19 protein-coding genes, 1 tRNA gene and 2 pseudogenes are annotated in these 20,310 nt (G+C 70.2%); 11 read left to right on the forward strand and 11 right to left on the reverse strand.

Annotated elements, in window-relative coordinates; all coding sequences use genetic code 11:
* Positions 1-114: 114 nt before the first annotated feature.
* Together ABIE45_RS02605 and ABIE45_RS02610 are read right to left on the reverse strand one after the other, a co-directional pair.
* Positions 115-543, reverse strand: a complete 429-nt coding sequence (locus ABIE45_RS02605) for a hypothetical protein (protein WP_192710725.1) — start codon at positions 541-543, stop codon at positions 115-117.
* Positions 544-869: 326 nt separating this feature from the next.
* Positions 870-1,064 (reverse strand): hypothetical protein, encoded by a 195-nt coding sequence (locus tag ABIE45_RS02610; protein ID WP_192710724.1) that lies wholly within the window; start codon positions 1,062-1,064, stop codon positions 870-872.
* Positions 1,065-1,200: 136 nt separating this feature from the next.
* Between ABIE45_RS02610 and ABIE45_RS02615 the strand changes: the two genes are divergently transcribed.
* Positions 1,201-1,419, forward strand: coding sequence for a hypothetical protein (locus ABIE45_RS02615; RefSeq protein ID WP_192710723.1), 219 nt, complete (start codon positions 1,201-1,203; stop codon positions 1,417-1,419).
* 148 nt (positions 1,420-1,567) lie between these two features.
* Here the strand turns inward: ABIE45_RS02615 and ABIE45_RS02620 are convergent, their stop codons facing one another.
* Positions 1,568-2,032: a hypothetical protein gene (locus tag ABIE45_RS02620; protein ID WP_192710722.1), complete on the reverse strand. Its 465-nt coding sequence runs from the start codon at positions 2,030-2,032 to the stop codon at positions 1,568-1,570.
* 141 nt (positions 2,033-2,173) lie between these two features.
* On the opposite strand from ABIE45_RS02620, the gene ABIE45_RS02625 reads away from it, so the two are divergent.
* Entirely contained in the window at positions 2,174-2,803 is a 630-nt protein-coding gene (locus ABIE45_RS02625) for a hypothetical protein (protein ID WP_192710721.1), read from the forward strand.
* 16 nt (positions 2,804-2,819) lie between these two features.
* On the opposite strand, the gene ABIE45_RS02630 is transcribed toward ABIE45_RS02625, so the two are convergent.
* The 3 genes and pseudogenes from ABIE45_RS02630 to ABIE45_RS02640 all read right to left on the reverse strand — a co-directional run bounded on the left by ABIE45_RS02630 (position 2,820) and on the right by ABIE45_RS02640 (position 4,855).
* Complete coding sequence (locus ABIE45_RS02630) at positions 2,820-3,470, reverse strand: GNAT family N-acetyltransferase (protein ID WP_192710720.1); 651 nt, start codon at positions 3,468-3,470, stop codon at positions 2,820-2,822.
* 24 nt (positions 3,471-3,494) lie between these two features.
* Positions 3,495-4,540 (reverse strand): annotated as a pseudogene (locus ABIE45_RS02635) (MaoC family dehydratase).
* A gap of 12 nt (positions 4,541-4,552) precedes the next feature.
* The gene (locus ABIE45_RS02640) at positions 4,553-4,855 is read right to left on the reverse strand and encodes a YggT family protein (RefSeq protein WP_091722957.1); all 303 of its coding nucleotides are present in this window, start codon (positions 4,853-4,855) and stop codon (positions 4,553-4,555) included.
* Positions 4,856-4,977: 122 nt separating this feature from the next.
* Here ABIE45_RS02640 and ABIE45_RS02645 point away from each other — a divergent pair.
* A tRNA-Ala gene (locus ABIE45_RS02645) sits at positions 4,978-5,053 on the forward strand.
* A 137-nt stretch (positions 5,054-5,190) separates the two neighbouring features.
* On the opposite strand, the gene ABIE45_RS02650 is transcribed toward ABIE45_RS02645, so the two are convergent.
* The 4 genes and pseudogenes from ABIE45_RS02650 to ABIE45_RS02665 all read right to left on the reverse strand — a co-directional run bounded on the left by ABIE45_RS02650 (position 5,191) and on the right by ABIE45_RS02665 (position 9,927).
* Positions 5,191-5,943 carry an ABC transporter ATP-binding protein gene (locus ABIE45_RS02650; RefSeq protein ID WP_192710718.1) on the reverse strand — a complete coding sequence of 251 codons (753 nt, stop codon included), beginning with the start codon at positions 5,941-5,943 and terminating at the stop codon, positions 5,191-5,193.
* Between the two features lie 7 nt (positions 5,944-5,950).
* Positions 5,951-7,796 (reverse strand): annotated as a pseudogene (locus tag ABIE45_RS02655) (ATP-binding cassette domain-containing protein).
* The gene (locus ABIE45_RS02660; RefSeq protein ID WP_192710716.1) at positions 7,793-8,668 is read right to left on the reverse strand and encodes a branched-chain amino acid ABC transporter permease; all 876 of its coding nucleotides are present in this window, start codon (positions 8,666-8,668) and stop codon (positions 7,793-7,795) included. Before ABIE45_RS02660 ends, ABIE45_RS02655 begins: the two are co-directional and overlap by 4 nt.
* A gap of 95 nt (positions 8,669-8,763) precedes the next feature.
* On the reverse strand, positions 8,764-9,927 hold the full coding sequence (locus tag ABIE45_RS02665; protein ID WP_192710715.1) for an ABC transporter substrate-binding protein: 1,164 nt from the start codon (positions 9,925-9,927) through the stop codon (positions 8,764-8,766).
* Positions 9,928-10,384: 457 nt separating this feature from the next.
* Here ABIE45_RS02665 and ABIE45_RS02670 point away from each other — a divergent pair, with 457 nt between their 5' ends.
* The 8 genes from ABIE45_RS02670 to ABIE45_RS02705 all read left to right on the forward strand — a co-directional run bounded on the left by ABIE45_RS02670 (position 10,385) and on the right by ABIE45_RS02705 (position 18,901).
* The gene (locus ABIE45_RS02670; protein ID WP_192710714.1) at positions 10,385-11,671 is read left to right on the forward strand and encodes an extracellular solute-binding protein; all 1,287 of its coding nucleotides are present in this window, start codon (positions 10,385-10,387) and stop codon (positions 11,669-11,671) included.
* A 4-nt stretch (positions 11,672-11,675) separates the two neighbouring features.
* Positions 11,676-12,632, forward strand: a complete 957-nt coding sequence (locus ABIE45_RS02675; RefSeq protein ID WP_192710713.1) for a carbohydrate ABC transporter permease — start codon at positions 11,676-11,678, stop codon at positions 12,630-12,632.
* 1 nt (position 12,633) lies between these two features.
* Positions 12,634-13,494 (forward strand): carbohydrate ABC transporter permease, encoded by an 861-nt coding sequence (locus tag ABIE45_RS02680; RefSeq protein WP_192710712.1) that lies wholly within the window; start codon positions 12,634-12,636, stop codon positions 13,492-13,494.
* A 10-nt stretch (positions 13,495-13,504) separates the two neighbouring features.
* On the forward strand, positions 13,505-14,653 hold the full coding sequence (locus ABIE45_RS02685) for an ABC transporter ATP-binding protein (RefSeq protein WP_192710711.1): 1,149 nt from the start codon (positions 13,505-13,507) through the stop codon (positions 14,651-14,653).
* Complete coding sequence (locus ABIE45_RS02690) at positions 14,650-15,657, forward strand: Gfo/Idh/MocA family protein (protein ID WP_192710710.1); 1,008 nt, start codon at positions 14,650-14,652, stop codon at positions 15,655-15,657. The genes ABIE45_RS02685 and ABIE45_RS02690 overlap by 4 nt, the downstream gene beginning before the upstream one ends.
* A 14-nt stretch (positions 15,658-15,671) precedes the next feature.
* Complete coding sequence (locus ABIE45_RS02695) at positions 15,672-16,355, forward strand: GntR family transcriptional regulator (RefSeq protein WP_373622104.1); 684 nt, start codon at positions 15,672-15,674, stop codon at positions 16,353-16,355.
* Positions 16,356-16,478: 123 nt separating this feature from the next.
* The gene (locus ABIE45_RS02700; RefSeq protein ID WP_192710708.1) at positions 16,479-17,609 is read left to right on the forward strand and encodes an epoxide hydrolase family protein; all 1,131 of its coding nucleotides are present in this window, start codon (positions 16,479-16,481) and stop codon (positions 17,607-17,609) included.
* A gap of 131 nt (positions 17,610-17,740) precedes the next feature.
* Complete coding sequence (locus ABIE45_RS02705; protein ID WP_373622838.1) at positions 17,741-18,901, forward strand: L-dopachrome tautomerase-related protein; 1,161 nt, start codon at positions 17,741-17,743, stop codon at positions 18,899-18,901.
* A 61-nt stretch (positions 18,902-18,962) separates the two neighbouring features.
* Here ABIE45_RS02705 and ABIE45_RS02710 read toward each other — a convergent pair whose 3' ends face one another.
* On the reverse strand, positions 18,963-20,264 hold the full coding sequence (locus ABIE45_RS02710) for a PHB depolymerase family esterase (RefSeq protein ID WP_192710706.1): 1,302 nt from the start codon (positions 20,262-20,264) through the stop codon (positions 18,963-18,965).
* Between the last annotated feature and the right edge of the window lie 46 nt (positions 20,265-20,310).

The following is a 20,310-nucleotide window of genomic DNA, read 5'->3' on the forward strand; positions in this document are numbered from 1 at the left end:
GCGGCCGAACCGTTCTGCAGACGCGACCGTTCCGAGCGCCGAGAATGACGCCGCCCCCCGACATGGAAGTGTTCTGGTTCCTGGATCGAATCCTGGGGCTGACTGCGAACGCGATCAGTTGATCAGACAGAAGCCGGCGTCCTCGTGCTCCACACCGCCAACGCGCTTGCCAGCCTCGCAGGGCGGGGCGACCGCGCGGACCTCACGGATGCGCGGCGACGCGGGCTCTGAGGTCACCGCAGAAGGCTCTATCCGCGCCGTCAGGCCGGCGCCGGCGGTCGCATCGCCGGAGGTTGCGAGCGGCACCGTGGTCGCGGCAGCTGCGACGGCGGCCTGGCCCGGCGTGATCGTGATGACGGGCCGGTAGCCGATCCGTCCGGCGGAGCCAGTCTGAGCTGCGGCAGCATTGGGGGCCGGCATGACGGGCCGCTGGGGCGCCACCGTACGCCCGAACGACAGGCGCATCCGTGCGCGCGCCTCGGCCGCATTGATGCTCCCCACCAGGGCCAGAAATGCCACGCCCACCGCCACCCACGTCCGCATAGCCTACCTCCATCGCATCCGGACAGGATGCGCGGGAGGCCCTTCGAAAGTGCTGTGCTGATCACTTGATTTCGACGAATTGGCTTCCGGGCGAGCCGGCCAGCAAGGTCCGCTCCGCTGCGTTCACCGCTCGGACGCGGACCGACGAAATTCACCCCGAGCGATCGGTCTGGTTGCGCCCCCTGGCAACCGCCCGGATCGCCTTCGATGCCCCCCTGGAAGCGGCCATTCGCCGGCCGTCCAGCAACATCGGCTCGCGGTGGAGAGCGGATCCTGGCCCTTCTCTCGGATGCGGACGCGGCGCATCTGCCCGATACGAACCCGGCTTATCGCTGACGATCTGATCCATCAGGCACAATCGCCTGCAGCTCAGAAAACACCCATCGCGGGATCAATACCCCGATGATCTGGCCATCTGCTGCCGCGAAGCGGACCGCGACGGTATCGCCCCCGTCGATGAATTCGGCACCGACAAGTTCGCGAACAGCGACAGCCGTCGCGACCGGCCTGTCCTCAGACATAAGTGGCTTCCCCCGTGACGGCCTGATAGCATGTACAGCAAGTACCATACCTCACGAATTCGTGAGGCATGCGACGATGACGGGAGAGCCTCAAGGCGTCAGGCGACCGCTGCCGGGGGAAGCTTTTGGGGGGTGGATGTCGGACACCTGGATCCGAGACTTGCTTCAGCAGAATGCAGAGATCGTGGCGGCCGATGAGGAAGTAACCGCTCTGCTGCATCGTCTTCGCGAATTGCACCGCGCGGGACAGGACAAATCGGCGGCCGCGGGGCAGTTGGTGACGAAGTTAAAACGACTCCTGCGGCTGCGCGACCAACGGGACCGCGACCTTCAGAAGGGGGCCGACACATCGTGATGTCGTTCCCGGCCGGCGCAGCGGCTGACCATCCGCGTGAGCGGAGCAATCCAGGGCGGCGGGAATCGGCGAGCGCGGCGCGGCCGCCGGGCCGCGCTCCGCTTCCGAAGAGGACGGGAAACCGTCGTGGCCGCACCGGCCGCGTGCGCTAGATCGGCCTCTGACGCTCGGCCGAGACCACGATCGCCGCCGCGAGACCGGCGGCTGCCAGGTCCTCGACCAGCCCCCTGGCCCGGCCCGGCGCCGTGCGCGAATCCGGCCCGCGGGCCGCGCGACCGAGCAGCGTCCCGGAGACCGCCCCTGCGAGACCGGCCAGAGCCCCGTAGCCGGGGTGCGCGTGCCGCCCGGTCAGGGCCCAGCCGCCCGCCGCGCCGATGGCCAGCCGGATCGAGAACGACGGCGGGATGCGCCGGTCGGGCGCGAACGGCATCTTGTCCCCCGCCATCTCGGCCAGCGCCGCCGTCGTGGCGAGCGCCCGCGCCCCGGCACCGGCCGGAATGAAGGCGCCGCGCGTCCGGCCGTCCGCGGCGGCCCAGGTCAGGGCGGCACAGGCCGACATGCTGCGCATCCCGGCCACGAGCCCGAGGCCGAACGCCGTTCCGTATCCCTGCATCGCGCCCGCCTCTCGCCCTTCGACCTACGCTGACGGCAAGACGGCGGGCGGCCCTCATGTTCCGGCCGGGGCGGCCCGGAGGCGGCGTCGATGGCCAAGCTTGCCCTGTTGCGGCCCGACGGCTTCGGCTAACATGGCCGCATGACTCGACGTGCCGCCTCGCGTCCGCTCCGCCATGCCGCCGGCCTCTGCCTCGGCCTCTGCCTGCTTCAGGCGTCGCCGGCCGCGGCCCAGGCGCTCCTGTGGCCCTCGATCGGCTTCGCGCCGCTGCCCTCCTTCGCGTGGCCCCAGACGGCCGAGGACGCGTATGGCCGTTGGAGCGGCTCCTACGCCCGCCTGTCGACCGGGTACGCGGTGACCTCCTCCCGGCACTTCGGCAGCTATTCGGGCCCTACGATCGGCTTCGAGGGCGGCCGGATGTGGCAGGCGGGCCCGATCCTCTACGGGATCAGCGGCGGGTTCGACTATCTGGCCGGGCTCGACGGCACCCTGACGCCGGGCTACGGGCGCCTCGCCTATGCGCGCGACTTCGCCGGTGCCCTGGAGGTAAAGGTCGGGACGCTCCTGACCCCGGACGTGCTGCTCTACGCCAAGGGCGGCGCCGTGGCGCTCCACGAGACCCTGCGGGTCGGCCCGACGCCGTCGACGCTGCCGTTCACCCGCCAGGACATCGCGGTGCGGCCGGTGGCGGGCGTCGGCGTCGAGTGGGCGGTTACGGACCGCCTCTCCCTGGCGGTCGAGGCCGGGGTGGTGGGCGCCGGCATCCGCTGAGGCGCCGGACGGCCGGTCATCCCCCGCTCGCACGGGCCCGCGGAGGCGCCGTGCGGCGCGCCGGCCGCGGGGCGCCCGGACCTGAGCCCGGATCCGGTGCGAGGGCCGTGAGCGGCGCGAGATCGCGCCAGCCATAGGCGACTTCCGTGAACCGGCCCTGGACGCGGAGACCCGCATCCCCGTCGGGCAGCGTGCCGCCACAGCCCTCGAAGAAGCGCCGGCCGGCCGCATTCTCGCGCAGCACCCAGAGCCCGGCGGCGCGGTACTCCGCCCGCTGCAGACGCGTCGCCATCCGGGCCATGAGCGCCCGCCCCGCCCCCCGCCCCTGTGCGGCGCGCAGGACGTAGAGGCTGCTGATCTCCCCGTCGAAGCCCGCCGCCGCCAGCACGTCCGAGCGCTGAGCGTTGCAGGTGCCGAATCCGATGGGCGTCCCGTCAAGCGCGGCCAGGTACGCCGCGCCTCCGCGCGTCGCCGGCGGATTGCTCAGAAGCTGCGCCCACCAGGCCTGCCGCACCTCGACCGTGAGGGCGGAGATCATCGTGTCGGGCAGGAGGCCGGTATAGGTCTCGTGCCAGGCGGTCACGTGGATCGCGGCGATCGCGGGCGCATCCTCCGGCACGGCGCGCCGCACGGTCACGGCGCCCGCCTTCGGGATCCTGGCCGCCACGGCGTGCGGGTCCGGGCGCCCGTTCTACTTCGGCGCGAAGGCCCAGTAGTCGAGGTCGAGGATTACGGCCGGGTCATAGCCCTCGCCCGCGCGGTCCGGGAAGGCGCCGCAGGGCTGGTTCTTGGTGGCGACCGTGCGCAGGCGCAGGAGCCCGACATCGTCGCGGCCGACATCGGCCGAATCCAGCACCTCGCTCCAGGCATAGACCGTGTCGCCGGCGAAGAGCGGCGCCACGTGGCGGCCGGCATTGATGCCGGCGATCGCGAACACGTTGGCGAGCCCGTTGAAGCTGAGCGCCCGGGCCAGCGAGATCACGTGGCCGCCGTAGATCAGCCGCCGGCCGAACCGGGTGTCCTTGGCGGCGAGGCCGTCGAAATGGACCTTGGCGGTGTTCTGGAACAGGCGCGTGGCGATCTGGTGCTCGGCCTCCTCGACGGTCATGCCGTCGACGTGGTCGATCTTCTCGCCCACCGCGTAATCCGCGAAGCGGTGCGGGCTGCCGGCCAGATCCGTATCGTAGGCGGCGGCCGAGAGCTTCGGCAGTGCGCCCGCGAGATCCCGCGGGTCGACCACCTTGGCGAGGCTCGGCACGTGCTCCTCGGCGATCGCGGCCTCGGGGTCGCGCTTGCGCACGAGAGGACCCAGCGGCAATAGCTCAGCACGGTCTCGCCGTGCTCGTCGGAGCCGACCGAGCGCACGTAGACCACGCCGGTCTGGCGGTTCGAACTCTCCTTGAGGCCGATCACCTCGGAGACGGTCGACAGGGTCTCGCCCGGATAGACCGGCCGCCGGAACCCGCCCTCGGCGTAGCCGAGATTGGCGAGCGCGTTGAGGGAGACGTCCGGCACGGTCTTGCCGAACACCATGTGGAAGGTGAGCAGGTCGTCGAGCGGGCTCTTCGGGTAGCCGAAGGCGCGCGCGAAGGCGTCCGAGGACTGCACGGCGAAGCGCGGCCCGTAGAGGCCCGTGTAGAGAGCCACGTCCCCCACCGTCACGGTGCGCGGGGTGGCGTGGCGGATGGTCTCGCCGAGGCGGAAATCCTCGAAGAAGCGGCCGGGATTCGTCTTCACGGTCGGGCGATCCTACTGCGCGTAAACGTAGGTTGCAGGCACGGCATACTCGTGCAGCAGGCGGCTGATGAACAGCAGCAGCAGGATCAGGATGATCGGCGAGATGTCGACGCCGCCGAGATTGGGCAGCAGGTTGCGGATCGGCCGCAGCACCGGCTCGGTGATCCGGTAGAGCACCTCGCCGATCTGCGCGACGATCGGATTGCGCACGTTCACCACGTTGAAGGCCACGAGCCAGCTGAGGACCGCACTGGCGATGAGGACGTAGATGAAGAGCTGGACGACCGTGTCGAAGAGCCAGATCAGGGCGTTCATGCGGGTTCGCGCGCTATCCTCGGGGCGCCCGCGACCCAGCGCCGGAGCGGCGCGTGGCGGACGACGGTGAAACAGGAATTGACAGGCTGAGCCGCCCGCGCCTACAAGGCCGGCGCCTCGACGGGGCTGTAGCTCAGATGGGAGAGCGCCGCAATCGCACTGCGGAGGTCAGGGGTTCGAATCCCCTCAGCTCCACCACTTACCTTGCCCTCTGGGCATCGCAGGTAGTTGGTGGCACGTCGTAAACATCTCAGGGTCGAGCGGGCCCTGCTTTCCGTCCTATCTCCCCCGTCCGCGGGGCTAGGTCTGGGCACCCGGCCGCAGCCGAACGCGTGTCATCCGGAAGCCGAGAGTTCGGGCTTCGTGCGCCCACCGAGATAGGCCGACCGGATCTCGTCGTTCGCCCAGAGCGCCTGCGGCTCGCCCTCCAGGACCAGCCGGCCGGTCTCGAGCACGTAGCCGCGATCGGCCACCGAAAGACCCATCCGGGCGTTCTGCTCGACCAGCAGCACCGTGGTTCCGCGGCGGCGCACCTCGGCGATGATCGCGAACACCGCCTGGACGATGACCGGGGCGAGGCCGAGCGAGGGCTCGTCGAGGAGCAGGATGCGGGGCTTGGCCATCAGGCCGCGGGCGAGGGCCACCATCTGGAGCTGGCCGCCCGACAGCGTCCAGCCCAGCGCGTCGCCGAACCGGCGGATGTCGGGGAACAGGTCGAACATTGCCTCGACCTCGTCGCGCAGCGCCCGCTTGGGCAGCCCGGAGCGGTTCGAGGCGCCCAGCATGATGTTCTCGCGGACGGTCAGCCCGGGGAAGACCCGCCGCCCCTCCGGCACGTGGGCGACGCCGAGCCGCACGATCGCCTCGGGCTTGAGACCCTCCAGGGGCTTCCCCTCCAGCAGGATCGTGCCGGCGGCGGGGCGCACCAGCCCGGAGATCGCCTTCAGGGTCGTGGACTTGCCGGCGCCGTTGGAGCCCAGCAGCGTCACCACCTCCCCGGCGCCGACCGAGAAGGACAGGCCGCGCACGGCCTCGATCTCGCCGTAGCGGACGACGAGGTCGCGAATCTCGAGGAGGGGTGTCGGCATCGCGAGATCACACCGGAGCGAGGTCGGTCTTGAGGCTCGCCGCCGGGCCGGCGGCGGCGTCCTCGCCGAGATAGGCCTGGATCACCGCGGGCTCGCGCAGCACGCCCGCGGTGACGCCGTCCGCGATGCACCGCCCGAAGTTCAGCACGGTGATGTGGCTAGCCACGTCGCTCACCAAGGTCATGTCGTGGTCGATGATCAGGATGGTCAGGCCCTTGGCGGCCATCCGGCGCAGGAGCACCGTCAGGGCGTTCTTCTCGCTGGAATTGAGTCCCGCGGCGGGCTCGTCGAGGAGGAGCAGCACGGGATTGCCGGCGAGCGCCCGGGCGATCTCGATCAGGCGCTGGTGGCCATACGAGAAGCCGGAGATCGGCTCCTGCGCCCGCGCCTCCAGACCCACGAAGGCGAGCGCCGCCCGGGCGCGGGCCTCCAGGGTCGCCCAGTCGCGGGCGGCGAGCGGGTTGTTGGGCCGCTCGGCACCGATGACGACGTTCTCCAGGGCGCTCATGGAGCGGAACAGGCGGATGTTCTGGAAGGTGCGCCCGATCCCGGCCGCCGCCCGCCGGTGCGGGGGCAGGCGCGTGACGTCCTGCCCGGCCAGCCGAACGGTGCCGCCCGTGGGGCTGTAGAGGCCCGAGAGGACGTTGAGCGTCGTGGTCTTGCCGGGAACCGTTCGGGCCGATCAGCGCGTGGATCCCGCCCCGCGCCACCGTGAAGCTCACCGCGTCCACGGCCTTAAGGCCGCCGAAATGCTTGGCGAGCCCCGAGACCTCCAGCATCGGCGCGGCGGACGCCTCACCCTGGCTCAGGGTCAGTTCGGCGGCGGGCGGCGCGGCCGGACGGGCGCGGCGCAGGCGCCGGACCTGGTCGCCGAGGAAGCCCCAGATCCCGTCCGGCATGAACACCACGATCAGGATCACCGCGAGCCCGTAGATCGCGAGGTACAGCCCCGGGATCTCCTTGAGGAAGCGGAGCCATTCCGGGATCAGGATCAGCAGGGCGGTGCCGATCACGGCGCCCACCGGCGAGCCGACGCCGCCGAGCAGGGCCATCGTCAGGAAGACGATCGACTCGGCGAAGGAGAACTGGTCCGGGCTGATATAGGTGAAGCTGCCGGCGAACAGCCCGCCGCCGAGCCCCGCCAGTAGCGCCCCGAGGGCGAAGGCCGCCACCTTGGTGCGGTAGATGTCGATGCCCGAGACGCCCGCCGCCAGTTCGTTGTCGCGCACCGCCCGCATGGCGCGCCCGAGCCGGGTCCGCGGCATGTGCCAGACGAGCCAGCCGACGACGGCCAGCACCAGCACGCACAGGGCGAGGTAGCTCTGCCCGTCCGCGAACAGGGCCGGGCGGCGGATGTTCGGCACGCCGTCCGGCCCGTGCGTGACCGGGATCCAATTGGTGAGGACCAGGGTCAGGATCTGCTGGAACGAGATCGTCACCATGGCGAGGTAGTGGCCGCCGAGCCGCAGCGTGGAGGCGCCGAGCGCGGCGCCCAGCACCACGGCGAGGCCGAGGCCGGTGACGAGGCAGATCCAGAAGTTCAGACCGCCGTCGACCGTGCCGAGGCCGACCGCGTAGGCGCCGATGCCGAAGAAGCCGGCCTGGGCCAAGTTGATCTGTCCGCACAGGCCGAGCACCACGGTGAGCCCGATCACCGCGATGGCGTAGGTCGCCGCCTGCATCAGGATGTTCAGGGCGTAACCGCTGAGCGGCGTCGTCGCGGCGAGCGCGACGAGGGCCGCGGCGAGCACCGCGTAGGCGAGGCTGCCGAGTGGCAGCCGGCGGCGCGCCGCGGAGGCGGAGGCCGGGGCTGCGGCGGCCGAGCCGGTGATCGGAGTGGGGGTGCCGCTCATGCCTTCTCCGCCACGCGCTCGCCGAACAGGCCCTGCGGGCGCACGACCAGGAAGACCACGAGGACCAGGAAGGCGAAGGCGTCCTTGTAGGGCACCGAGATGTAGGCCGCCCCGAAGGTCTCGATGATGCCGAGCGCCAAGCCGCCGATGATCGCCCCAGAGACGTCGCCGAAGCCGCCGATGATCGTCGCCGCGAACGCCTTGAGGGCGATCGTGGCGCCCATCTGGATCGACACGAACAGCACCGGCGCCACCAGGATGCCGGCGATGCCGCCGAGCACCGCGCTGTACACGAAGGTCAGCATGATCATGCCGGCCACCGGGATGCCGAGGAGCGCGGCCATCTCCTTGTCCTGCGAGGTCGCCTGCAGCTTCTTGCCGACCAGCGTGTGCTCGAAGAACCAGTACTGGAACGCCACCAGGGTGGCCGTCGCGGCGATGATCAGCAGGTACTGGCTGTCGAGGAAGACCGGCCCGAGCAGGAAACCCTGGGTCTCGAACACGGGCGGCAGCACCTGCGGTTGCGGGCCGTAGAGGGCAAGCGTGGTGTTGGCCAGGAAGATCGAGGCGCCGATGGTCGAGATGATCACCGGCAGGTAGCTGCGGTGCCGCAGCGGGTAGTAGACGCCCAGGTTGAACAGGGCGCCGAGCAGGGCCATCCCGCCGAGGGTGAGCAGCAGCGACAGCCAGTAGGGCCATTGCAGATCAACGGCGAAGACCACCATCAGGAAGGCCGCCACCATCGAGAACTCGCCTTGCGCGAAGTTCACCACGTTGGTGGCGCGGAAGATCAGCACGAAGCCGAGCGCCACCAGGGCGTAGACGGAGCCGATGCCGATCCCGGTGAAGAGGAGTTGCAGGATCAGGTCCATGCGGTCCGCACGCGTTGCTTCCTCGGGGATGCGCCGGGGCCGCGCCGATCCGGCTGGATCGGCGCGGCCCCGAGGCCTGGCGCGATCGGCACGTCTCAGCCCTGGTAGAAGTCGATCCGCCGGTCGAAGACGATGTTGCCCTTGTCGTTGCGCACGACGTTGTAGCCGTGCAGGCCGTCGCCGTTCTTGTCGAAGTTGTAGGTACCCTCGGCGCCCTCGTGGCCGCGCACCGCGAGCAGGGCCTCGCGGATCGCCTGCGGGTCGGTCTTGCCCGCCGTGTTGATCGCCTTGGCCAGCACCGTCACCGCGTCGAAGGTCCAGGACGACTGGTTGTCGGGGGCGACCTTCATGGCGGCCCGGTAGGCCTTGCCGAAGGCCCGGGCGGCGTCGCTCGATTCCTCGGCGTAGTCGGCCACGCCGTAGGTGCCGTAGAGCGACGGCCCGGCAAGCTTCAGCGCCGTCACGTTGGTGATCGAGGGCGAGCCGACCCACGGCGCGGTGACGCCGAGCTGGCGCAATTGCCGGGCGAAGATGCCGATGTCGTTCTCGAAGGTGAAGTACGAGCCGATCACGTCGGCGCCCGACTGGCGGATCGCCAGCACGACCGGGGTGAAGTCCTGACTCTGGTTGGTGTAGCCCTGGTCGAGGGCGACCGTGGCGCCGCCCTTGGCCAAGCTCTCGGTCAGCGCCTTGGCGCCGCTGGTGCCGAAGGCGTCGGTGGAGTGGATGATCGCCCACTTCTTCTTCCCCAGCCCGTTGACGCCGTGCTCGGCGATCACCCGGGCCGAGAAGCTGTCGTTGGGTCGGAAGCGGAACAGCCAGGGATTGCCGAGCTGGGTCAGCACCGGGTCGGTGCCGCCGAAACAGACGGGCTTGCCGGTCTTCAGGATGTCGGGCGCCATGGCGTGGTTCTGGGTCGAGCGGATCGAGCCCAGGAAGCCGACGAGGTCGCTCTGCGAGGCGAGCTTGGAGAAGGCGAAGACCGCGCCGGGATTGGTGGTCTGGTCGTCCTCGGTGACGATCTCCAGGGGCTTGCCCAGCACGCCGCCGGCCTTGTTGACCGCCTCCAGGGCGATCTTGGCCCCGGCGAGGGCGTAGCGACCGGCATCCGCACCTGGGCCCGTCACCGGCAGAACCATGCCGATCCGGATCGTCGACCCGGCGCCCTGCGCGCAGGCCGAGCGGATCACCCCCGGCACCAGACCGCCCGCGATGGCGGATGCGGCACCTGTCAGGAAAACGCGACGCGTCGTCTTCATTGGCGTATCCGTCCCGTCGCCGATGCTTAAGCCCGGCGTTGGCGACAATCGGCCATACTCAGCGCGTCGCTGTCCATCCTGCCGCAGGTTCAGCGGTCCGCTTCGATGAGAAGAACACCTGAGATCGTCACTCGATAGCGTTCGGCCAGGCGCGGACAGGACAAACGATCGCCGCGGAACGGAACCTGTGCTTGCCGGCAGCCGCTCAACATCGCTTTGGCGCAGGCGCGACCCACGGAGCCTATCCACCGCCCCGACGATCTCTCAACCCGGCGGAACGACCGGAAACAGGCCGCCGCCGGCGCTTACGCACGTGCGGCCCGATCCTCGATTATCAATAAAATCCACGAGATCGGAGCCAGGTGTCTGCGATCAATCCGCGTCGGCCGCATATTTATTGACAATCCCGAACCAGTCGCGGACGATCTGGGCAACAAACATGAGGGAGGAAGGCGCGATGCCCAGGGCTGGCCTTGGACTGGCGTTCACGTTCGGCGCGGGCCTGCTCGCGGCCGGGACTGCCGTGGCGGCCGAGCCCGTCCAGATCACCATGTGGTCGAACTGGCCGGACGAGCCGGCCAAGAAGGACTGGGTGGCCGCTCGCGTCCGGGAATTCGAAGCCACCAACAAGCAATGCGCGGTCAAGCTCAGCTTCATCCCGAAAGCCGACATCTACACGCAGGCGAAATCCGCCGTTCGCACAGGCCAGGCCCCCGACGTCTTCTACCTGGAGCCTGACCAGCCCGAATTCCTGGCGGGCGGCTTCCTCGAACCGCTCGATGGCCATGTCGACTTGTCCAAGTTCGAGGACTGGGCCAAGCCGGCCTGGACCTACAAGGGCAAGGTCTACGGCCTGCCGGTCGAGGCCTACACGGTCGAGCTGTACTACAACAAGGATCTGGTGAAGAAGGTCGGCGTCGAGGTGCCGCCGTCCTATCAGCTGACACAGGCCGGCTTCGCGGATCTGGTCAGGAAGGGGGCCGCGGCCGGCATCACGCCCGTGTCGCAGGGCGTCGGCGACCGGCCGTTCCCGGGCGGCCTGCTCCTGTTCGAGTCGCTCCTGCGCAAGCTGGGCACCGAGGATTACGGGAAGCTCCTGAACGGGACGCTGTTCTTCAAGGATGCGCGCGTCCAAGAGGTGATGACGTGGTTCAAGGGGCTTGTGGATGCCGGCGCCTATCCGAAGAGCTTCGCGACGCTGAAGCTCGGCGAGTCCCACTATTACTTCTACCAGAAGCCGGGCGCCCTGACCTTCCCGGATCCGAGCTGGTTCACGGGACGCGCCTTCGCCTCACCCGAGAGCGGCGGCATGCCGGCGAACTTCCCCCTCGGCATCATGCAATTCCCCGCCATGGACGATGGCAAGTGCCCGACCTGCAAGACGCTGGCGGTGGCCGGCAGCTTCGTGATGTATTCGCGCGGGAAGAACAAACCTTGCGCCGGCGCGCTGCTCGACTCCATGGCCACCGCCGGGAATGGCGACAAGTGGATGGAGCAGGTCTCCCTGCAGACCGGCCTGAAGTCGGATCCGGCGAAGATCAACTCGAGCCATGCCGAGTACTTCGCCGAGCTAAACGCCCGCAACAAGGGCGCAACCTACTTCTTCGGAACGCCGCTGCTGTACTATCGATCCAAGTGCGCCGAGACGTACACCCAGGTCATGAACAACGCCTTCCCGGCCGGCCTGATCGGCGTGGCCGAGGCCGCCGACAAGATGGACGCGGCATGCCGCAAGGGGAGCTGACGCGGTGGCGGGCACCACGGCTCTCGAGACGACGGCGCCGCCCGCGGAGGATGCACCGGCATCGGGTCGCGTGTCGGACCCGCGGCGGGCGAGCTGGCCCGTCCTGCTCGTCTTCCTCGCCCCCGCGCTCGTGATCTATCTCGGGCTGACGGCCTATCCGGCCTTCCGGACGATCTTCGACAGCCTGTTCACGATCGAGGGGTCGGAACGGACCTACGTCGGGCTCGCCAATTATCGCGACCTCTTGGGCGACGAGACGTTCTGGATCGCGGTGCGCAACACCTTCGTGTGGGCCTTCGTCGCCCCGGTGCTGGACGTCGCGACGGGCCTGCTCCTGGCGCTCGCGCTCTATGCCGGCGTCCCGTTCGCGCGCTTCCTCCGGGTCGCGTGGTTCACGCCGGTCCTGCTCTCCTACGTCGTGGTCGCGATCCTGTGGATGTGGATCTACAACTACGACTGGGGCGTGGTGAACGAGGGCCTCCGGGCCGTCGGGCTCGACGCGCTGGCCCGCTCCTGGCTCGGTGACCCGAACACCGCGCTGGCGTCCCTCATCGTGACGCATGCCTGGAAATGGGCCGGGTTCAACATGGTGGTCTGCCTCGCGGCGATCCACGCCCTGCCCTCCGAGGTGCTGGAGGCGGCCGAACTCGACAATTGCGGCTGGGGCGCGAAGCTGCGCTACGTCATCGTGCCGATGCTGCGGCCCACGCTGCTCAACCTCTACGTCCTCGCCTTCATCGGGAAGATGAAGGTCTTCGACCTCGTCTGGATCATGACCGGTGGAGGGCCGCTCTGGGCGACCGAGACGGTCTCGACCTACGTCTACAAGCGCGCCTTCAACTGGAACACCTTCGACCTCGGCTACCCGTCGGCGATCGCGACGGTCTGGTTCGGCGTGGTCTGCGCGGCGGTCATCATCCTCAACCGGGTCTTCAAATCCCGCGATCGGCTGGAGTACTGACGTGAGCGCCGACGCGACCGTGCCCCCGGCCGCCGGGCGGGGCGGCTTCCTGGCGAGCCGGACGGCCCTCGCGGTCGCTATCGCCGCCTACACCACGTACACGCTCGGGCCGTTCCTGTGGCTGGCGACCATGTCGGTGCGGACCACGGGCGAGATCTCGGCCGACCATTACGCCTGGCCCCGCCCGTTCCACTGGGAACAGTTCCGGATCGCCTGGGTCGATTCCGACTTCGCCACCTATTTCTGGAACTCGACGATGGTCGTCGTCGCCGCGGTCGCGGTGGTGACGCTGGTCGGCGCCGCGGCCGCCCACGCGCTCGCCCGCTATCGGTTCCGCGGCAACCGCATCGTCTACGGTATCCTGTTCTCGTCGATCATCTTCCCGCCGCAGATCACGTTGATCTCGCTCTATCAGATCCTGGTCGATTACGGGCTGTACAACAGCCTTCTCGGGCTGACGCTCGTCTATGTCTCGCTGCAGTTGCCGCTGACGGTCTATCTGCTGGAGGGATTCTTCGCCCGGATCCCGCAGGACCTGTTCGATGCCGCGAAGATGGACGGCTACGGCGACATCGAGATCTTCCGCCGCATCGTCCTGCCGATCGGCATGCCGGCGATCGCCACCACGTTGATCCTGAACTTCATCCAGCTCTGGAACGAGTTCCTGTTCGCGGTGGTGCTCATCACCGATCCGGACAAGCGGACCCTCCCGATCGGCATCCGGGCCTTCATGGGCGACCATTTCCAGGACATCGGCATGATCGCGGCCGGCGTCATGATCTCGGTCGTGCCCGTGATCATCGTCTACATCTTCTTCTCCGAGAAGCTGATCCGCGGCATGACCGCGGGCGCCGTCAAGTAAGGGCCCGTAGATGGCTGTCGTTCAGCTCTCGAAGATCTGCAAACGCTACGGCTCCAACGGGCCGGTCGTGGTCGACAACGTCGACGTCACGATCGGGGACGGCGAGTTCATGGTGCTGCTCGGCCCGTCCGGCTGCGGCAAGTCCACGACCCTGCGCATGATCGCGGGCCTCGAGACCATCTCGTCCGGCACGCTCTCGATCGACGGGCGGACGATGAACGACGTGCCCGCCAAGGACCGCGACATCGCGATGGTGTTCCAGTCCTACGCCCTCTACCCGCACATGACCGTCGCCGAGAACCTCGCCTTCGGCCTCAAGCGCCGCCGCACGCCCTCCGCCGAGATCGAGCGGCGGGTCCGGGAGACGGCCGCGATGCTGGGGCTCGTGCCCTATCTCGACCGCAAGCCCCAGGCCCTGTCGGGCGGGCAGCGCCAGCGGGTCGCCCTCGGGCGCGCCATGGTGCGCGAGCCGATGGTGTTCCTGTTCGACGAGCCGCTCTCGAACCTCGACGCGGCGTTGCGCGTCAACACCCGCAACGAGCTGATCAAGCAGCATCACCGGCTCGCCTCCACGATGATCTACGTGACCCACGACCAGGTCGAGGCGATGACCATGGGCACGCGGATCTGTGTCATGAACGGCGGCCGCGTCGCCCAGGTCGGGAAACCGCTCGACGTCTACTGGAACCCGGCCGACACCTTCGTCGCCCGCTTCCTCGGTTCGCCGCCGATGAACCTGTTCACCGTGCCGCTCACCGGCGGGGATCGGGTCGGCACGGCCGCGATCGAGACCGCGCTGACGCGCTGGGCGCCGGCCGCGCTCGCCCCCCTCGCCGGCCGCGAGGTGGTGCTCGGCGTCCGGGCGGAGGATCTGCACCTGTCGGCCGAGGCGGCCGGGAGCGCAGCGGCCGGCCGGATCCGGGGGCGGGTCTTCGCCGTCGAGCCCCTCGGCGCCGAGACGCTCCTCGCCGTGGAGACGGAGGGCGGCACCGAATGCACGGCCCGGCTGCCGCGCGACACGCGCGCCGAGGTGGGCGCAATCGTCGACCTGTTCTTCCGGTCCGAGGCCGCCTTTCTGTTCGACGCGCGGACCACGGCCGCCATCCCCGCCACGCCTCTGCCCGGTGGCGGCCCGGGCAGGGCCGGAGCTGTCCATTGAGCGCCGTCCGGCGGATCGGCCTGATCGGGGCCGGCTGGGTCACCCAGCATCATCTCGTAGGCTGGGCCGCCCTGAAGGGCCGCGCCGAAGTCGTGGCGATCGCCGACCCGTCCGCTGAGCGGCGCGAGGCGCGGGCCCAAGCGTTCCAGATCCCGCACACCTACCCGGACGCCCAGGCGTTGCTGGCGGCGGGTGGCCTCGACGCCGTCGACATCGCGGCGCCCCGCGCCGTGCATGCCGAGCTCGTCCGCTTGGCGGCCGATCACGGGCTGCCGATCCTCTGCCAGAAGCCCCTGGCCCCGACGCTCGCGGAGGCGGAGGCGTTGGTCGCCGCCGTGGAGGGCCGGGCACGTCTGATGGTGCACGAGAACTGGCGGTTCCGCGCCTATTACCGTGAGGCCGCGGCGTGGCTGCGCGCCGGGGTCATCGGGCGGCCCTTCGCGGCGCGGCTGGATCTCGTGACGAGCGGCACCCTGCCGGACGGCGCGGGCCGCTATCCGGCCCTGGAGCGCCAACCGTTCATGCGCGACGAGGCGCGGATGCTCGTCGCCGAGGTCCTCATCCATCACCTCGACACGCTGCGCATGCTGCTGGGGCCGCTGCGAGTCACCGCCTGCGCGACCAGCCGGACCTGTCCGGACCTCGCGGGGGAGGACACGGCGCTGATCCAGCTCACCGGTCCCGGCGGGGTCGCCGTGCAGGTGTTCGCGACCTTCGCGGCCCATGGGGCCCCACCCGCGTCCCCCGACCGCCTCGAGATCCTGGGTCCCGGCGGCGCGATCCGGCTCCAGGGATCCGAGCTGTCGATGACGGGGCGGGAGACGCGGCTTCAAACCTTCGACCTCGCCGCCACCTACGCGGAGTCCTACGCGGCAGCGATCGCGCATTTCATCGACCGCCTGGAGGATGGCGCGCCGTTCGAGACCGAACCGGCCGACAATCTCGAGACGCTGCGGCTCGTAGAGGATTGCTACCGGCTCGCGGGCCGGGCGGAAGCCCGGTGACCGGGGACGGCTCCGTGGATTCCATCCTGCCCCTCCGGCGCGAGGGCATCGGCGCCATCGTGGCGCGCCTGGAGGAGGACATCATCTTCGGGCGGCTGGCTCCCGGAGCCCGCCTGACCGAGGATGCCCTGATGGCGCGCTTCGGCGCCTCCCGGCACTTCATCCGTCAGGCCCTGGTCGAGATGGAGCGCCGGGGCGTCGTCGGGCGGGAGCGGAACGTCGGGGCGACCGTCAGGTCCTACTCCGCCGAGGAGGTCCGGCAGATCTACGAAGTCCGCGAGACGCTGACGCGGCAGGCGATGCTGATGATCGCGCTGCCGGCCGCGCCCGACCTCATCGCCCGCCTCGAGGCGCTTCAGGATGCCTATTGCGACAAGGTGGAGAAGCGCGACCTGCGCGGCATCCATGAGGCGAACGACGCCTTCCACGTCGCCCTGTTCGAGGCCTGCGGGAACCCGTACCTCGTGCGCACGCTCACCGACTATATGGGCCTGACGCTTCCGATACGCGCCAAGACCCTGGCGGATGCCGACGGCCTTCGGCTCTCGATCAGCCAGCATGGGATCATGATCGACCTTCTGCGCGACCGCGACCGCTGGGCGCTGGCGCAGCTCAGCGTCGATCACCTGCAGCTCAGCAAGGTCGATTATCTCGCCCGCATCGCCGCCGCCCGGGAGCCGGTCCCGGCGCTGCGATAGCCGCCAGGCCCATTCCCGGCGCGACGGTCTCGACCCGGCCGCGTTGAAGCAGATCAGCGCCGCTCCTGCCGGGAGGCGGGCTTCGGCGCTCTCCCGAGCCGCGGATACGAGCGGAGGCTTTCAATGCAGACATTCACCGTCGCCTGGGACGCGGCCCGGCTGGCCTGGGTCAGGGAGCGCGTGCGGGCCCACCGCATGCCGCGCCTGCCGGCGGAGGCCGGATGGCGCTACGGCTGCGACCCGGACGTCCTCGCCGGCCTGTGCGCCTACTGGCTCGACGGCTTCGACGAGGCCAAAGCGGCGGCCGAGCTCAACCGCTTCCCGCAGATCCTGGCCCGGGTCGAGGATCTCGACCTGCACGCCGTCCACGTCGTCGGCGAGGCGGAAGGCCGGCGCCCCCTGCTGCTGATCCACGGCTGGCCGGGCTCGATCTACGAGTTCTGGTCGGTGATCGAGCCCCTGGCCTTCCCGTCGCGCCACGGCGGGCGGCCGGAGGACGCGTTCGACCTCGTGATCCCGGCGCTGCCGGGCTTCGGCTTCTCGGGAAAGCCCGCCGCGCCGATCGGGCCGCGCACGACGGCGCGTCTGTTCGACCGCCTGATGCGCGAGGGGCTGGGCTATTCCCGATACCGGGTGCAGGGCGGCGACTGGGGCGCCGGCGTCGCGGCCTGGCTCGGCCTCGACCACGCCGCGTCGCTGGAGGCGATCCATCTCAACTACCTGCTGGTGCAGCCCGATGCCGAGCCCGAGAGCGCGGCGGAGCGGGCCTGGCAGAAGGCGGCCGCGGCCAGTCAGCAGGCGCTCGGGGCCTACGCGCAGCTCCAGGGCACCAAGCCGCTCTCGCTGGGCTACGCCATGGCGGACGAGCCGGTGGCGCAGCTGGCGTGGCTGGTCGAGCGCTTCCACGACTGGGCCGACCTGCGGGAGCGGCCCTTCGCGCAGGTCTTCTCGAACGATCAGCTCCTGACCAACGCCCTGCTCTACATCCTGACCGATGCCTTCGCGACGGCGACGTGGTTCTATGCCGGCGCGCAGCAGGAGAGCGTGCGCCGGATGCCGCCGGGGCGCCGCGTCACGGTGCCGACGGCCTTCGCGGCCTACCCGGATCCGCGCACGCCCGCGCCGCCGCGGGAGTGGTTGGAGCGCGGTTACGCGGTCTCGCGCTGGCAGACGATGCCGCGCGGCGGGCACTTCGCCGCCCTGGAAGCCCCGGACCTGTTCGTCCGGGATCTGCGGGCGTGGGGCCGCAGCTGAGGGGGTCATCCCGCCGCATCCAGGACCCGGCCCCGCCCTGACGCGTTGGCCCGAACATCCCCCCTCATCGGATTGGAGTGCGCGCTATGAAGCTGGCTGTTGGCGTTCGCATCGGGCTGGCCGCGTCGTTGATGTCGGGTGCCGTCGGGCTGGCGGGCCCCGCCGCGGCTCAGGACGCCAATTCCGGGCCGGGGAAGCTCACCAAGGTGGCAAGCTTCGCGCATCAGGTCACCGGCATCACCGTCAGCCGCGACGGGCGCATGTTCGTCAACTTCCCCCGCTGGAGCGAGGACGCCCCCGTCTCGGTGGCCGAGGTGAAGGACGGCAAGCCCGTCCCGTACCCCGACGCGGACTGGAACAGCTGGCGCAACGCCAAGGCGGACGAGGTCGACCCGAAGACCCACTTCGTCTGCGTGCAGAGCGTCGTGGCCGACGGCCAGGACCGTCTCTGGGTGGTCGATGCGGCCGCGCCCGCCATGGCGCACGTGATCAAGGACGGCCCCAAGCTCGTCGGCATCGACCTGAAGACCAACCAGGTCGTGAAGACGATCCCGTTCGATACCAGCACGGTGCTGCAGGCCTCGTACATCAACGACGTGCGGATCGCGCCCGACGGCAAGACCGCCTACCTGACCGATTCCGGCGCCGAGGGGGCGCTGATCGTGGTGGATCTCGACAGCGGCTCCGCCAAGCGCGTGCTGTCCGGCCATGCCTCGACCATGCCGGACAAGAGCGTGACCGTGCAGTACGACGGCAAGCCGCTGCGCCGCCCGGACGGCCGCGACGTCGCGTTCTCGGCCGACGGCATCGCCCTCTCGCCGGACGGGAAGACGCTGTACTGGCAGGCCATCAAGGGCAAGACGCTCTACAGCCTGCCGACCGACGCGCTCACCGGTTGGGCGACCGCCGCGTTCGTGCCCGAGATGCTGAGCGACCGGACGCTGGACTCGAAGATCGTCACGGTCGGCGAGAACGGCCCCGCCGACGGCCTGCTGATCGCCCGCAAGGACGGGCGGATGTACGTGACCTCGCCGCAGGACAATGCCGTGAAGGTCCGCGACCTCACCGCCAAGGGGAGCGGCCTCACGACCCTGGTGCAGGACCCGCAATTGCGGTGGCCGGATACGTTCAGCGAGGCGCCGGACGGCACGATCTACGTGACGACGTCCCACATCCAGGACTCGGCCGACTACAAGCCCGGCGCGCCGATCAGCCTTCCGACGGAACTCTGGGCGATCACGTCGGGACCGGGCGCGGCGACGGGCACCACAGCGCCCGGGACGCCCCGCTGAGGTTCAGCAGGGTCCGTCGGCGCGCCCCCGCGGCCGGGGGCGTTCAAGCGGATGGCGCCGCTCACCCCCGGCCCGCCGCGCTGCCGGACGGGTTCGCCGGGCCGGCATGCGACAGGAAGAACCGCACCATTTCCCGACTGGCGTCCGGGCCGCGTGCATCGGTGAACGACCCGGCCGGATCGCCACCCGACCACGCGTGGCCGGTCCCGTGCAGTACCCAATGCTCCAGCACGGCCCGGCCCGACGCGTCGCTGCGCACCGTGCGGGTGTAAGCCACGCCGTCCGGCGTCCGCCCCGCGCTGACCGCCTGCGCGAGGTCCGGTCCGGCCGGTCCCTGTGCGGCCACCCGATCGCCGTTGGCCACGTTCACGGTCTTGTCGCCGTCGCCGTGGAACACGATCGTCGGGACGCCGTGCCGCGTCCCTCCGGACGCTCCGGCACCGCCCCCGCGCATCGCCGCGAAGGCGGAGGGCATGTCGCGGGCCGCGCCGCAAGCGAGCCCGGAATGCACGCCTACCGCCGCGAACAGGTCGGGATGCGTCGACGCCAGGATCGCGGCCGCGGCCCCGCCTGCCGAGAGACCGGCGGCATAGACCCGGCTCGCGTCGCCCGAGAATTCCGCGATCACCTGCCGGACGATGCCGACGATCAGCGCGGGCTCGCCACCCTCGCGCTGCTGGTCGCCCGGCTCGTACCAGTTCCAGCAGCGCTGCATGTTGGCGGAGCGCGGCTGCTCCGGATACACCACCAGGAACGTCTGTTCCTCGGCGACCGTGTTCATCCGGGTCCCGCGCGCAAAGTCGTCCGGGTTCTGGGTGCAACCGTGCAGCATCACCACGACCGGCAGCGCTTGACCGGTGTAGCCGCTGGGCACGTAGACCTTGTAGTTCCGACTGCCGACGGCACCCGTGAAGGTGCGGGCCTCGAAGCGTGCGCCGTCCGGGAGCGGCGCGGCCGGCGTTGCGGCTCCGAGACCGTCGTCGAGGCCGGAGCCCAGACCGGTCCCGACGCCGCCCTTCGCCAGCGCCGCCTTGATCGTCCGCATCACATCCCCGGCGATGTCGCCGTGGGGCGCGAAGGCCGGCTTGTCCGGAGCACCGCCCGGCGCGGCATCCGGCGCCGTCCAGGCTTCGCCGGGGCTCGCGGGCGGGCGCATGTCGATCGTCGCGCCGCCCTCCGCGCCCTCCGCGCCCTTCGCCTCGGCGGCGGAGGCCGCGGCCTTCTGGCCCTCGGCCCAGCGGGCGTAGGCCGCGGCCTGTTGCGTCTGCAACCGAGCCATCCGCTCCATCATCCGCGCCGTGCGTGCCGGGTCGAGCTTGGGCATGCCGAGCTTGGAGAAGTCCATCTTCGGAAACGCGTTCATGGGGTCTGATCCTGGTGCGCGCGACGGACGGAGCGGAAGGCTCGGC

It is taken from the genome of Methylobacterium sp. OAE515 (assembly GCF_041806315.1).
Taxonomy (GTDB): domain Bacteria; phylum Pseudomonadota; class Alphaproteobacteria; order Rhizobiales; family Beijerinckiaceae; genus Methylobacterium; species Methylobacterium tardum.